Below are 13,553 nucleotides of genomic sequence, written 5' to 3'. Positions count from 1 at the left end.
ACACCCGTGACCCGTCATGCCCGGCCTTGAGCCGGGCATCCACGCGCAAATTCCAAGCGGGCTCTCGGAGTGCGCCCGTGGATGACCGGGACAAGCCCGGTCATGACGTGAACGAGAGCAGGCGAGGGCGAGGGGGATGCCTCCCGCCCGGTTGCCCTATCCGTCGAGGCCGGGCAGATCACCCTCCAAACCCGGCCCGGACAGGTTGGCATGGCCGTCGCGGATGCGGGCTTCCAGCGCCGCCGCCTCCGTCAGCATCCTCTGCATGAAGAACCGGGCGAGGCCGATCCGCGCGTCCAGGAAAGCCGCGTCGTAACCTTCCGGCCGGCGGGCCGCCGCCGTGGCCATCAGCCCCCACATCCAGCCATAGGCGACCAGCGCCGTCAGACGCAGCAGGTCGGTGGCGCCGGCCGCCGGGTCGAGCGGGCCGCGCTCCGCCGCGCCGACCCAGGCGACGGCCGCGCGCAGCCTGTCCAGCGCGTCGAGCAGCGGCTTCGCCAGGGCGGCGGTCGCCGGCTCCGACGCCAGATCCCCCGCCGCATCCTCGACGGCTTTGAGCAGCCGGGCGACCGGGCGACCGCCGTGCAGCGCCAGCTTGCGCCCGACGAGGTCGAGCGCCTGGACGCCGTTGGTGCCCTCGTAGATCTGCGTCGCCCGCACGTCGCGGACGAGCTGCTCCGCCCCGTTGTCGCGGATGTAGCCGTGGCCGCCCATCACCTGCTGGGCGAGCAGCGCCGCCTCGAAGCCGAAATCGGTGCCCGCCGCCTTGATGACCGGGGTCAGCAGCGCCGCCCAATCCTCCGCCTCCTCGGCGACGGCGGCATCCCCGCTTTTCGCCGCGCGGTCGAGCCACAGCGCCGTCCAGGCGGCGAGCGCCCGGCCGGCGTCGGTGACGGCGCGGGCGGTCAGAACCATCCGCCGCACGTCAGGGTGGTCGAGGATGGGATCGGCCGGGAGATCGGGGCGCGACGGTCCGCCCAACGGTCCGCCGGAGGAGCGCCCCTGCACGCGGTCGCGCGCGTAGGCCAGCGCCGCCTGCGCGGCCCGCTCGCCGATGCCGATGCCCTGGATACCGACGAACAGCCGCTCGTGGTTCATCATCGTGAACATGGCGGCGAGCCCGCGGTGCGGCGTTCCCACCAGCCAGCCGACGGCGCCCTCGTAGGAAACGACGCAGGTCGGCGAGGCGTGCAGCCCCATCTTGTGCTCGACCGACAGCACCGACCAGCCGTTGCGGCTGCCGTCTTCCAGCCGCTTCGGCACGGCGAACAGGCTGATGCCGCGCGTGCCGGGCGGCGCGCCGGGCAGGCGGGCGAGCACCAGATGCAGGACGCCCCCGGTCAGGTCGTGGTCGGCCGAGGAGATGAACATCTTCTGGCCGGTCAGCCGGTAGCCGCCGTCGCCGGCCGGCTCGGCCGCCGGGTCCGCTCGGGTCCGCAGCAGGCCGAGGTCGGTGCCGGCCTGCGGCTCCGTCAGCGCCATGGCGCCGGTCCACTCCCCGGCGATCATCGGCGGCAGGAAGCGGTCCTTCAGCGCTGCGTCGCCATGGGCGGCGAGCGCGCGGATGGCGCCCTGGGTCAGGCCGGGGGTGACGCTGAAGGCGAGGTTGGCGGCGCACACCATCTCGGTCACCAGCGCGTCGAGCAGGAAGGGCATGCCCTGCCCGCCGTAAGCCGGATCACCGGCCAGCCCCATCCAGCCGCCGTCGCGCCACGCCGCGTAGGCGGCGGCGAAGCCGGCCGGCATGCGCACGCCACCACCGTCATGGCCCGCCTCGACCCGCGCGCCCTCCTCGTCGCCGGAGCGGTTGAGCGGCGCCAGCTTGTCGGCCGCCAGACGGCCGGCCTGGGCCAGCACGTCGTCGAACAGCTCGGGCGACACCTCCTCCCAGCCGGAGTCGGCGAGGAGGGCGGGGGCCTTCAGCACCTCGTGGACGAGGAAGCGCAGGCTTTGCAGCGGCGGCTGGTAGGCGGTCATCAGGCGGGTTCCGAGTGGCTGCGGCGCAGCTCGCGCTTCAGCAGCTTGCCGGCGGTGTTGCGCGGCAGGGACTCGACGAAATGGACGGTCTTCGGCAGTTTGAAGGGCGCCAGGTGCTGGCGGCAATGGGTCACCAGTTCCTCGCCCGTGGCGGTCTGGCCGCTGCGCAGGACGACGAAGGCGGTCACCGCCTCGATCCATTTCGGGTCGGGCAACGCCACCACCGCCACCTCGGCGACCGCCGGGTGGGTGTAGAGCGCCTCCTCCACCTCGCGGCTGGCGACCACCACGCCGCCGGTGTTGATGACGTCCTTGATGCGGTCGACGATGTAGAGGAAGCCGGACTCGTCGAGATAACCGACGTCGCCGGAATGGAACCAGCCGCCCTGGAAGGCTTCCGCCGTCTCCGTCTCCTTGCCCCAATAGCCGGCCATCAGTTGGGGCGAGCGGTGGACGATCTCGCCGTGCTGGCCGGGCGGCATATCGTTCATGTCGGCGTCGACCACGCGGGTCTCGACGTTGAGGATCGGGCGGCCGGCCGAGGCGGGGCGCTCCTCGTGCTCGTCGGGGGCCAGCACGGTGGCGAGCGGGCCGATCTCGCTCTGGCCGTAGCAGTTGTAGGGCTTGGCGCTGGGCAGCCGCTGGCGCAGTTCCTGAAGCACCGGCACCGGCATGATCGAGGCGCCGTAATAGAGCTTCTCCAGCGAACCCAGATCGTGCGCGTCGAAATCCGGGTGGCGCAGCAGGCTGACCCAGACGGTCGGCGGCGCGAAGAAGGAGGTGATGCGGTGGCGCTCGATCAGTTCCAGGCACAGCTTGGGGGCCGGCGCCTGGATCAGCAGGCTGGAGGCGCCGACCAGCAGCAGCGGCATCAGGAAGACGTGCATCTGCGCCGAGTGGTAGAGCGGCAGCGCCGCCAGCGCGCGGTCGGTGCCGTCGAGCCGGCAGTCGTGGATGCAGCTCTGGTATTCGGCCAGCAGGCTGCCGTGGGTCATCATGGCGCCCTTGGGCGCCGCCGTGGTGCCCGAGGTGTAGAGGAGCTGCACCACCGTGTCGGCGCCGATGAGGGGGGCGGCCGCCAGATCCGGCGCGGTGTCGTCGAGCGCCACCGTCAGCACGTCGAAGGCGCCGGCGGTGCCGGCACTCCCCTCCGCACCCGCCAGCGTCGCCGCCCATTCGCCCCGCCGGCTCGCCCCGGCCAGCGTCTCTGCCAGCTCGGCGTCGTGCAGCACCAGCCGGGCGCCCGACTGGCCGAGGATGTAGGACAGCTCCTCCCCGGTCAGGGCGTAGTTGACCGGCACATGGATGAAGCCGCCGATCGCGCAGCCGAGCCACGCCACCACATAGGCGTCGGAGTTGCGCCCGAAGGCGGCGACCCGGTCGCCGGGCCGCAGGCCGAGGTCGCCCAGCCGGCGGGCGACGCGGCGGGCGGCGCGGTGCAGCCCGGCGAAGCTCCATTCCCGCTCGCCGCAGCGCAGCGCGGTGCGGTCGCCGTACCGCCGCGCCGCGCGCGCCAGGGCGCCGCCGATGCTGGTGCCGCGCGCCGCGACGATCTCGTCCTGGACGATTCCATCCTGAGGCATTGCGTGTTCTCCCGGTTCTTGCCTGTGGACCGGCACCGGAGCGCGGAGGCCGGCCTTCTTGATCTACTTGTTGGAATATAGGTTACTTGAAAGTAGAGTTGAGAACAAGCGGGTCACGCGAACAATGCGCCGGACGGCTCATTGCCGCATCCGCTTTCGGTGCGGACGGGTCTGGACAGCGGAGCCGCGAGGTGGGAAGGAAGGGCGATGGGGCAGGGGAGCCGGAGCAGCATGTCGGAATCGCCGTGGAAGACACCGACGGACCGGCGGAACGAGCGCGAGGAAAAGCGCATCGCCGTCCTGCGGACGGCGGCGCAGGCGTTCAACGAGATGGGCTACTACGCCACCTCGCTGGACGATATCGCTCGTCGGTTGAACGTCACCAAGCCCACCATCTACTATTACGTGAAGAACAAGGAGGAAATCCTGTTCGAGTGCGTGCGGATCGGGCTGGAACTGCTCGATTCGGCCTCGAACGAGGTCATCGGTCATGGCGGCAGCGCGTACGACGAGCTGGTCGCGGTGATGACCACCTATGTCGGCATCGTCACCGCCGATTTCGGCATGTGCGTGATCCGCGTCGGCGAGGAGCCGCTGACGGGCGAGAGCCGGTGCACCATGCGCGCCCTGAAGCGCCGCATCGATCTGAAGTTCCGCACCCTGATCGAGCGCGGCGTGGCGGAGGGCTCGATCGCGCCCTGCGACCCGAAGATCGCCGCCTTCACCCTGTCGGGCGCCCTGAGCTGGATCGCCCGCTGGTACCGCCCCGACGGCGACCTCGACGTGGAGGCGATCGCGCGCCAGTCGATCGGGCTGCTGCTGGACGGCTTGCGCCCGCGCGCCTAGGCGGCGAGGGTTTCGGGAGCGTCCGGCCGCCCGCGCATTCTTCGCCATTCTTTGAAGCTGTTGGGAACGCGCGCCCGGTTTCCCAAGGCGCCGCGATGGCTTTAGACTCCGTTCAACCAGCCATCCGGGCCGGCTGCCCGCCCGGCGGGCGGTGAGAAGGGGAGAGAGTGTCTGCGATGGAACCCATCCTGTGGGAGTGGATCAACGCCGTGGCGCGGTGGCTGCACGTCATCACCGCGATCGCCTGGATCGGGTCGTCCTTCTACTTCATCCATCTCGACGCCTCGCTGCGCAAGCGGGCGGGGGCGCCGGCCGGCACGGCGGGCGACGCCTGGCAGATCCATGGCGGCGGCTTCTACCACATGACCAAGTACATGGTCGCCCCGCCGCAGTTGCCGGAGGATCTGACCTGGTTCAAGTGGGAATCCTACGCCACCTGGATCAGCGGCTTCTTCCTGATGTGCGTGCTCTACTACCGGGGCGCCGACCTGTTCCTGATCGACCAGGACGTCATGGCGCTGGCGCCGTGGCAGGCGATCGCTGCCAGCGTCGGCGCGCTGGCCCTGGGCTGGGTCGCCTATGACCGGATGTGCAAGTCGCCGCTCGGCCGCAACGACGCGGCGCTGGCGGCGGCGGGCTTCGTCCTGCTGGTGGCGACCGCCTGGGCGATGACGCGGGTCTTCAGCGGGCGCGGCGCCATGCTCCAGATGGGCGCGCTGATGGCGACCATGATGGCGGCCAACGTCTTCCTGCTGATCATCCCCAACCAGCGCAAGACCGTCGCCGCCATGCTGCGCGGCGAGACCCCCGACCCGGCGCTGGGCCGTCAGGCCAAGCAGCGCTCGCTGCACAACAACTACCTGACCCTGCCGGTGGTCTTCCTGATGATCGCCAACCATTACCCGCTGGTCACCTCGACCCGCTTCAACTGGGTGATGGTGGCGCTGGTGCTGGTGGTCGGCGCCTCGATCCGTCATTTCTTCAACAGCCAGCACGCCGGCAAGGGATCGCCCTGGTGGACCTGGGGGGTGGCCGCCGCCGGGATGCTGGCGGCGGCGTGGCTGAGCAGCTTCGGCCCCGCCCTGCCGGCGGGGGGGACGGCCGCCGCGCTTCCGACCAAGATCAGCTTCACCCAGGTCGAGGAAATCGTGCTGTCCCGTTGCAGCATGTGCCACGCCGCCGAGCCGGTCTGGGAGGGCATCGCCACGCCGCCGCGCGGGGTGGTGCTGGACGGCGAGGCGGCGATCCGCCGCCATGCGACGGAGATCCGCTTGCAGGCGGGCTTGAGCCGGGCCATGCCGCCGGCCAACATCACGCAGATCACACCGGACGAGCGCGCCATCCTGGCCGCATGGTCGGGCGACGCCACGCGCTGACGGGACCACCGCACTATGACAGACACCGCCGCCACCGCCGCCACGGCCACCGGCACGGCCGCCGCGATCCGTGGCCGCCTGCTCAGCTTCCGTCGCGCGCCCGACGGGCCGGGCGACGCCGGCAGTTACCGGCTCATCGAGGACGGGCTGGTGCTGGTCGAGGACGGGCGGATCGCCGCCGTCGGCGAACACGCCGACCTGCGCGGCCGGCTGCCGGAGGGCGCCACGGTCGCGCATCACCCGGACGGGCTGATCCTGCCCGGCTTCATCGACACCCACATCCATTTCCCGCAGACCCAGGTCATCGCCTCCTACGGGGCGCGGCTGCTCGACTGGCTGGAGAAATACACCTTCATCGAGGAGCAGAGATACGCCGACCCGGCCCACGCGGCGGCGGGGGCGGCCTTCTTCCTCGACGAGCTTTTGCGCAACGGCACGACGACCGCGGTCGCCTACGGCTCGGTCCACCCGCAATCGGTCGACGCCCTGTTCGCCGAGGCCGAGCGGCGCGGCGCCGGCCTGATCGCCGGCAAGGTGATGATGGACCGCCACGCCCCGGCCGCCCTGACCGACACGGCCGAGAGCGGCTACGCCGACAGCAAGGCGCTGATCGCGCGCTGGCACGGCCACGGGCGCCAGCGCTACGCGGTGACGCCGCGCTTCGCCATCACCTCGACCGAGGCGCAGCTGGAGGCGGCGGGCACCCTGCTGCGCGAGCATGCGGGCGTCCACATGCAGACCCACCTGTCGGAGAACGCCGAGGAGATCGCCACCGTCCGCCGGCTGTTTCCCGCCGCCCGCGACTACACCGACGTGTACGACCGCTTCGGGCTGCTCGGGCCGACCTCGCTGTTCGGCCATTGCATCCACCTGTCGGATGCCGAGATGGGCCGGCTGTCGGAGACGGGATCGGTCGCCGTCTTCTGCCCGACCTCCAACCTGTTCATCGGCAGCGGGCTGTTCGACCGGGCGGCGCTGGCCCGGAGCGACCGGCCGGTGCGGATGGCGCTGGCGACCGACGTCGGCGGCGGCACCAGCTATTCCATGCTGCGCACGGCGGGGGAGGCCTACAAGGTCCTGCAACTGAACCGCCAGAACCTGCCGGCGCTCGCCGCCTTCGACCTGATGACGCGCGGCAACGCGGCGGCGCTGGGCCTGGAGTCGGAGATCGGCACGCTGGAGCCGGGGCGCTGGGCCGATCTGGTGGTTCTGGACTCGCGCGCCACCCCGGCTATGCGACATCGCATGACGACGGTGGACGGCGACCTGGAGGAGGAACTGTTCGTTCTGATGACGCTGGGCGACGACCGCGCGGTGGCGGCGACATACCTGCGCGGCCGGGTCGCGCACCGCCGGATTGGCTGATGGCGCATCGGGCCGGACAGGATGCCGCAGTGCGGGATCGCGGGGCGCAAAATTCTTGACCCCGGCTTCCGGCGCCGTTAGGAGTTTGCGCGTCATTGGGGAGTAGCCACCCTCCGGCGTTGGAGGGGTTCGCGTCAACAGACTTGGACGGTTCCGGCGGGTGCGCCGAACCGCCATGGCGCGGACAGCCGTCTTCGGACCAGCCAGGCGAGACCAGTGGAACGGGCATCTCCGCAGGCCAGCCGGAGTCCGCCTGTATCCACTGAAATCCGCTTGGCCGAGGATTCGTCGATGTTCGGGACCTCCCTGGCCCTAGCCTTCAGCCTGTCCATGGATTCCTTCGCCGCCGCCCTCAGCCGCGGCGCCTGCTCGCGCCGTCCCGGCCTGCCCGAGGCGATGCGGGTCGGCATGGCCTTCGGCGTCGCGCAGTGCGCCATGCCGCTGATCGGCTGGGCGGTGGGCATCGCCTTCGCCAGCCTCGTCGAGGCGGTCGATCATTGGATCGCCTTCGGCCTGCTGCTCGCCGTCGGCGGCGCGATGATCCGCAACGCCATCCTCGATTCCGAGGAGGACGAGGAGTCCGATTGCGGTCCGGTCCGCTCGGGACGCAGCGAATGGCTCGCCCTGCTGACCACGGCGGTCGCCACCAGCATCGACGCGGCGGCGGTCGGCGCCGGCCTCGCGATGGTGGACGTCGACATGGTGACCACGGCGGCGCTGATCGGCGCCGTGACCTTCGCGGTCGCCTTCGGCGGCGTCCTGATCGGCCGCGCCGCCGGCAGCCGCCTCGGCCGCTGGGCCGAGCTGGCCGGCGGGCTGGTGCTGATCGGCATCGGCGCCAAGATCCTGTTCGAACACACGATCGGTTGAAAGGGAGGCACCGGCCGGGATCTGGACCCCCCGAAAATCCCGTTGGAACCCGTTGCCCGGGATGGGGTTGCGTCCGATGATGGAGGCCGATCGGGCTTCTGGACGCAACGGGGGGCAACGATGTTCGAGGGATTCACGGAACGGCGCGTCAGCGTCACGGGCGTGGAGATCCAGGCGCGGATCGGCGGGGCGGGGCCGCCCCTGCTGCTTCTCCACGGCTTCCCGCAGTCCCATGTGATGTGGCACCGGGTTGCCCCCCGGCTGGCGCGGCGCTTCACCGTTGTCGCCACCGACCTGCGCGGTTACGGGCGCTCCTCCAAGCCGCCGGGCGATCCGGAGCACCTGACCTACTGCAAGCGCAGCACCGCCCGCGATCAGGTGGAGGTGATGGCGGCGCTGGGCTTCGACCGCTTCCGGCTCGCCGGGCACGACCGTGGCGCCCGCGTGGCGCACCGGCTGACGCTCGACCATCCGGACGCGGTGGAGAGCGTCGCCTTCCTCGACATCATCCCGACCGTCGAGGTGTTCGAGCGCGCCGACCAGGCGATGGCCACCGCCTATTTCCATTGGTTCTTCCTGATCCAGCCCAACGGCCTGCCCGAGCACATGATCGGGCTGGATCCCGACTATTACCTGCGACGCACCCTGGGCTCCTGGGGGTCGGCGGCGGACGCCTTCAGCGAGGAGGCGGTCGCCGCCTACCGCGAGGCGTTCCGCGACCCGGTCGCCGTCCACGCCATGTGCGAGGATTACCGCGCCGCCGCCGGCATCGATCTCGCCCATGACCGCATCGACCGCGACGCCGGCCGGGTCGTGACCTGTCCGGCGCTGGCGCTGTGGGGCTCGCGCAGCACGGTCGGCCGCCTCTACCCCGACCCGCTGGCGATCTGGCGCCGCTACGCCCCAGCCGTCCAGGGGGCGGCGCTCCCCGCCGGCCATTTCCTGCCGGAGGAACGGCCGGAGGAGACGGCGGACGCGCTGCTCGCCTTCTTCGGGGAGGAATAGAGGGCCGGGAAGAGGCCGGCGGCGAAAGAGTCGGCGATTGTGGCGCGGCTCACAGCGGGGGATCCGGGGCGGGGTTAGTGTCCGGTCATCGAGACGGTGACAGGGCAGACGGCCAGGACGGCCAGCCACCGCCGGCCTCGCCTCCCTCCTCCCTACCATGAAGGAAGACGCGCCATGATCCGCACCGCCCTGCTCTCCGGCTTCGCCACCGTCGCCCTGCTGTCGGCCCCGGCCTTCGCCCAGAACAGCAGCACGATCTCCAACACCGCGGCCGGCGTCGGCAATGTGGCGCTTCAGTCGGCGATGACCCGGCAGGCGACCGGCGGCAGCATCCTCGGCACCGCCAACACGGCCGACGTCAGCAACATGGCCGCCGGCGTCGGCAACGTCGCCCGCCAGGGCGTCACCGTGATGCAGGGCGGCCCCGGCCGCATCCTCGGCGCCCCGGTGCTCGGCGGCGGCTCCAACACCGCCTTCGTCGGCAATACGGCGGCCGGCATCGGCAACCGCGCCTCGCAGAGCGCGCTGGTCCAGCAGTTCGGCAGCCGCGGCCCGATCCCCGGCGGCAACCTCGGCAACGTCCAGAACCTCTCGGCCGGCATCGGCAATTTCGCCGGGCAGCGCGCCCTCCTCCAGCAGCGCTGAGCACTCCCCGCCCCATCCTGCCTCCTCCCGCCTCAGCCGGTCCGTCACGCGGCGGACCGGCCCTTTTCGCGAAAGGTCCGCTCCCATGCGCCGCGCCGTTCAAGTCGTCATGCTGATCGCCGTGCTGGGTGCCGCCCCCGTCGCCACGTCCTCCGCCTTCGCCTTCGACGTGCAGTCGGGCGGCGTGGCGCTGTCGGCGCAGAACGTCGCGCTGTTGGCCGAGCGGCTGGCCAAGCGCAACGAGCGGCCGGCGGCGGACACGGCGGCGCAGCGCGGCGCGCTGCCCGGAGCGGCGGTACCGATGGGTGCGGCGGCACCGGCGGGGACGCCCGGAGCGGCCAAGGCCACGATGACGCGCGACGAGCGGATGATGCAGTTCATGCTCGGCCCCCAACCCGACGCGCGGACGGCCAAGGCCAAGGACGGCCTCGCCGACCTGAAGGCCCTGCTGAAGGCGCAGCGCTGAGCGGACGTGCGGTCTTCGATCGGTTCTTCTTCATCCGTCATGACGGGTTTGGCCCGATCATCCACCTGCGGGCTCTTTCGCATGATTTGCGGCCGTGGATGCCCGGCCCAAGGGCGGGCATGACGGATGCCGCTCCGCTCGACTCTCGAAAGATGTGCGGACGCGCGGGACGCGGGCATGAAAAAAGCCGCCCGGTGGCGGCTCTTTCGTGTTCCGTTCCTTCATGTCCCGTGCGTCCGTTCCTTTCTGGCCGCCCCCTCCCGGACCGGCCGCCGGCTCATGCCGCCAACCCGGCCATGGCGGCGAAGCCGCTGCCGTTGGACGCGATGTCGTGATTGAAGCCCTCGGCCACCCGGTCGTTGCCGTTGGAGGCCAGGCACAGCGTCACGTTGATCGCCGCCAGGATGGCGCGGTCGAGCTGTTCCGGGGCGACGCCATGGCGCTTGATCGCTTGCAGGGCACGGGTGACGGAGGGGGCCATGGCGTTGCTCCAGCGGATGGACCGGACGGTTGAGGCCGGGTTCGGCGGGGCCGGGTGGGTGGGAAACGTGGGGGCATCATGCCCGTGCCGCCGCCCGCCGCCTGTCGTCCGCTTCACACCCGCCGGCATTTTCCGCTCAAAGTTTGAAGAAACCGCGAAGACGGGCCAGCAGATCCTGCGAGGCGGCCAGCGACTGCCCGGCGCCGTCACGCCCCAGCCGGTCGCGCTCGGCGTCGTTGTGAAGCTGGCGGTTGGCCATCAGCTCGGCGAGCTGCCGCGCCAGCTCCGGCCGGCGCCGCAGCACCGGGTCGAGGTGCCCCTTGTCCAGTTCGAACACCACCGCGTCGGTGCAGGCGACGACCGAGGCGCTGCGCGGCTGGCCGGTCAGCAGCGACATCTCGCCGAACAGGTCGCCGGGCCGCAGCCGGTCGAGATGGACGGCGTGCCGGCCCTGGTCGAGCGTGACGTCGAACACCCCCTCGGCGATGACGAACAGCGATTCCCCGGCCTCGCCCTGGCGCACCGCCACCCCGCCGGCCGGGATGTGGTGGCGCCGCATCGCCTGCCCCAGTTCCGCCACCTCGGCCTCGTCGAAGGCGGCGAACAGGTCGAGTTGGCGCAGCAGACTGCGCCGCAGCGCGCCGGGCACCGGCTTGGCCGGGCGGTGGGTCCGCAGCTCCTGCTTGGGCCGGGCCAGCTCGATGCCGGCGCGGCCCAGATGCTCCAGGATCACCGTCGCCACCGCGTCGCGCACCGCCGACAGCCGCTCGTAGTCGTCCAGCCAGAAGCGCGCCTGGTAGCCGACGCCGTTGGGGCTGAAGCTGTCGATGACCACGTCCGGACGCGGCGTCGCCAGCACGCCGTCGGCGCAGAGCAGCGCCGACAGCAGCACCCGCTTGGCACGGGCCGCCGGGACGTCGTGGTCGAGCAAGATCGGGATGGCGGCGCGGAAGCGCGGCTCCGGCCGGCTGAAATTGACGAAGCGGCTGCCGGCGACGATGCCGTTGGGCACGATCAGGGCGGCGCCGTCCGCCGTGATCAGCCGGGTGGCGCGCCAGTTGATCTCGTCCACCCGGCCGGAGACGCCGGGCGCCAGCTCGATCCAGTCGCCGATGCGGTAGGGATGCTCGATGTTGAGCGCGATGCCCGAGAAGATGTCGGCGATCATGTTGCGCAGCGCGAAGCCGAGCACCGCGATCATCACGCCGGAGGTCGCCAGCAGCCCGGTCACCGGCTGCTCCAGCACGAAGGCCAGGATCGCCACCAGCGCCGCGACGTAGAGCAGGGCGCGCAGCAGGTCGCTCAGCAGGCGCGGGATGGGCGGCGGCCTGCCGCCCGGACGTCCGTTCGCGCGGCCATTGCCGGTCGCCAGCAGGTCGAGCGCCCGCGACCCCGCCCAGGCGAAGGCCAGCCATGCCGCCGCCGCGACCGCCATGTCGAAGCCGTTGCTCACCGCCGGCCCGCCCAGCGGCTCCAGGCGGGCGTGCAGCCAGGGCCGGTGCAGCACCGCGGCGGCCAGCAGGGCCAGCAGGGCCAACGGGGCAAGGAGGCGCCGGACGGCGTTCATGGTTGCGGGCATTTCCTGTCTTGTATGATGGGAAGAGGCGAAAGCCACGCATCGCATGCTCGGGCACGCGCGCGCCGTCAACAACGGCGATCATCGGGAAGGTCATCCGTCCCAAAGAAGAGGGGGGGATCGGAGCCCGCGGCGGCCGGATGGGGCGGGACGGTCCCGGAAAAGGAGGGGCCTTCCCCCTTCCGGTATTACCGTGAATGACGCGGGAGGATCGCGCCCCCTCCGGGCATAAGATGGCCGATACCGGACACAATCGAAAAAATGGGGGAGGGCTGCACATGCCTCGATCCTTGGCGTTCCTGCTCGGCGCCGTGCTGCTGGTGCCGATTCCGGCGGCGGCCCAGCGCGAGGCCGCGCCGGAGGGTGCCCGCGCCTACATCATGTGGCCCTACGACGGCAGCGTGATCAACGGCGGCAAGCTGTGGGTCCGCATGGGCCTTCAGAACATGGGAGTGGCGCCGGCCGGCATCCGCCGGGAGCGGACCGGGCACCATCACCTGCTGGTCGACACCGACCTCGGCAACCCCGAGGAACCGATCCCCAACGACCGGCAGCACCTGCATTTCGGCGGCGGCCAGACCGAGGTCCGGCTGGAGCTGCCGCCCGGCAGGCACACGCTTCAGATGGTCCTCGGCGACGCCGACCATATCCCGCACAACCCGCCGGTGATGTCGCAGAAGATCACCATCACGGTTCGGTAACGTCCCGCACAGGGGAGGACCGCATGACCACGCCCATGCATACGATGCCGGCACGCACGCTTCTGGCCGCCGCCGTGACGGCCGGCTTCCTTCTCGCCGCCGGGGCCGCGTCGGGACAGCAGCCCGCCGGTCAGCAACCGGCAGGCCAGCCGGGCGGCCACGACCACGGCGCCGTCTCGCCCGAGGCCGACGCGCCCGGCCCGGCCCCGGTCGACTCCCCCTTGACCGGGCGGGCCGCCGGACGCAAGGACGCCCACCTCTACATCGGCTGGCCGAACGACGGGATGGTCGTCGGCCCGCGCTTCAAGGTGTGGTTCGGGCTGCGCAACTTCGGCGTCGCCCCGGCCGGCGTGACCCGCGACAACACCGGCCATCATCATCTGCTGATCGACACCCCGCTGACCAAGTTCGACGAGCCGATCCCCAACGACAAGCAGCACCTCCATTTCGGCGCCGGCCAGACCGAAACCTATCTGGAGCTGCCGCCCGGCCGGCACACGCTGCAACTGGTCCTGGCGGATTCCAACCACGTCCCCCACGACCCGCCGATCGTCTCGAAGGTCATCACCATCACCGTCCAGGGCAAGCGCGGCGCGCAGGTCTCGGCGCGCTGAATCCACCATCCGATCCCGCCGTTCCGCAGCAGCATGGAGACCGCAGGC

The 13,553-nt window shown here is 71.3% G+C and carries 13 protein-coding genes and 1 riboswitch; of the genes, 9 read left to right on the top strand and 4 right to left on the bottom strand.

The features are described from left to right. Nucleotides 1-156 precede the first annotated feature (156 nt). Nucleotides 157-1,977, bottom strand: coding sequence for an acyl-CoA dehydrogenase C-terminal domain-containing protein (locus JN22_RS30630; RefSeq protein ID WP_085557704.1), 1,821 nt, complete (start codon nucleotides 1,975-1,977; stop codon nucleotides 157-159). Then, nucleotides 1,977-3,560 (bottom strand): fatty acyl-CoA synthetase, encoded by a 1,584-nt coding sequence (locus JN22_RS30625; RefSeq protein WP_085557703.1) that lies wholly within the window; start codon nucleotides 3,558-3,560, stop codon nucleotides 1,977-1,979. The genes JN22_RS30630 and JN22_RS30625 overlap by 1 nt, the downstream gene beginning before the upstream one ends. Before the next feature lie 231 nt (nucleotides 3,561-3,791). Between JN22_RS30625 and JN22_RS30620 the strand changes: the two genes are divergently transcribed. From JN22_RS30620 to JN22_RS30590, 7 genes are all read left to right on the top strand, one after another. Further along, nucleotides 3,792-4,406 (top strand): TetR/AcrR family transcriptional regulator, encoded by a 615-nt coding sequence (locus tag JN22_RS30620; RefSeq protein WP_223677990.1) that lies wholly within the window; start codon nucleotides 3,792-3,794, stop codon nucleotides 4,404-4,406. Nucleotides 4,407-4,582: 176 nt separating this feature from the next. Further along, a complete protein-coding gene (locus tag JN22_RS30615) occupies nucleotides 4,583-5,782 on the top strand; it encodes a urate hydroxylase PuuD (RefSeq protein ID WP_085557701.1) in 1,200 nt (399 codons plus the stop codon). 15 nt (nucleotides 5,783-5,797) lie between these two features. Then, on the top strand, nucleotides 5,798-7,147 hold the full coding sequence (gene guaD, locus JN22_RS30610) for a guanine deaminase (RefSeq protein WP_085557700.1): 1,350 nt from the start codon (nucleotides 5,798-5,800) through the stop codon (nucleotides 7,145-7,147). An 85-nt stretch (nucleotides 7,148-7,232) separates the two neighbouring features. Next, a riboswitch (yybP-ykoY riboswitch) is annotated at nucleotides 7,233-7,347 on the top strand. Between the two features lie 91 nt (nucleotides 7,348-7,438). Beyond that, a complete protein-coding gene (locus tag JN22_RS30605) occupies nucleotides 7,439-8,017 on the top strand; it encodes a manganese efflux pump MntP (protein WP_085557699.1) in 579 nt (192 codons plus the stop codon). A 120-nt stretch (nucleotides 8,018-8,137) separates the two neighbouring features. Next, nucleotides 8,138-9,022, top strand: coding sequence for an alpha/beta fold hydrolase (locus tag JN22_RS30600; RefSeq protein ID WP_085557698.1), 885 nt, complete (start codon nucleotides 8,138-8,140; stop codon nucleotides 9,020-9,022). Nucleotides 9,023-9,196: 174 nt separating this feature from the next. Continuing rightward, nucleotides 9,197-9,667, top strand: a complete 471-nt coding sequence (locus JN22_RS30595) for a hypothetical protein (RefSeq protein WP_085554537.1) — start codon at nucleotides 9,197-9,199, stop codon at nucleotides 9,665-9,667. Nucleotides 9,668-9,752: 85 nt separating this feature from the next. After that, nucleotides 9,753-10,133 carry a hypothetical protein gene (locus tag JN22_RS30590; RefSeq protein ID WP_085557697.1) on the top strand — a complete coding sequence of 127 codons (381 nt, stop codon included), beginning with the start codon at nucleotides 9,753-9,755 and terminating at the stop codon, nucleotides 10,131-10,133. Nucleotides 10,134-10,410: 277 nt separating this feature from the next. Here the strand turns inward: JN22_RS30590 and JN22_RS30585 are convergent, their stop codons facing one another. Together JN22_RS30585 and JN22_RS30580 are read right to left on the bottom strand one after the other, a co-directional pair. Continuing rightward, nucleotides 10,411-10,614 (bottom strand): hypothetical protein, encoded by a 204-nt coding sequence (locus JN22_RS30585; RefSeq protein ID WP_085557696.1) that lies wholly within the window; start codon nucleotides 10,612-10,614, stop codon nucleotides 10,411-10,413. A 136-nt stretch (nucleotides 10,615-10,750) separates the two neighbouring features. Further along, nucleotides 10,751-12,181 (bottom strand): mechanosensitive ion channel family protein, encoded by a 1,431-nt coding sequence (locus JN22_RS30580; RefSeq protein ID WP_085557695.1) that lies wholly within the window; start codon nucleotides 12,179-12,181, stop codon nucleotides 10,751-10,753. Nucleotides 12,182-12,468: 287 nt separating this feature from the next. Between JN22_RS30580 and JN22_RS30575 the strand changes: the two genes are divergently transcribed. Both JN22_RS30575 and JN22_RS30570 read left to right on the top strand, forming a co-directional pair. Continuing rightward, nucleotides 12,469-12,891 (top strand): DUF4399 domain-containing protein, encoded by a 423-nt coding sequence (locus tag JN22_RS30575; RefSeq protein WP_085557694.1) that lies wholly within the window; start codon nucleotides 12,469-12,471, stop codon nucleotides 12,889-12,891. 23 nt (nucleotides 12,892-12,914) lie between these two features. Continuing rightward, nucleotides 12,915-13,505, top strand: coding sequence for a DUF4399 domain-containing protein (locus tag JN22_RS30570; RefSeq protein WP_085557693.1), 591 nt, complete (start codon nucleotides 12,915-12,917; stop codon nucleotides 13,503-13,505). Nucleotides 13,506-13,553 lie beyond the last annotated feature (48 nt).

This window comes from Azospirillum agricola, from assembly GCF_020005195.1.
GTDB classification, from domain to species: Bacteria; Pseudomonadota; Alphaproteobacteria; order Azospirillales; family Azospirillaceae; genus Azospirillum; species Azospirillum agricola.
The sequence above is the reverse complement of the archived record's forward strand: the minus strand, read 5'-3'. Positions and strand labels throughout refer to the sequence as shown.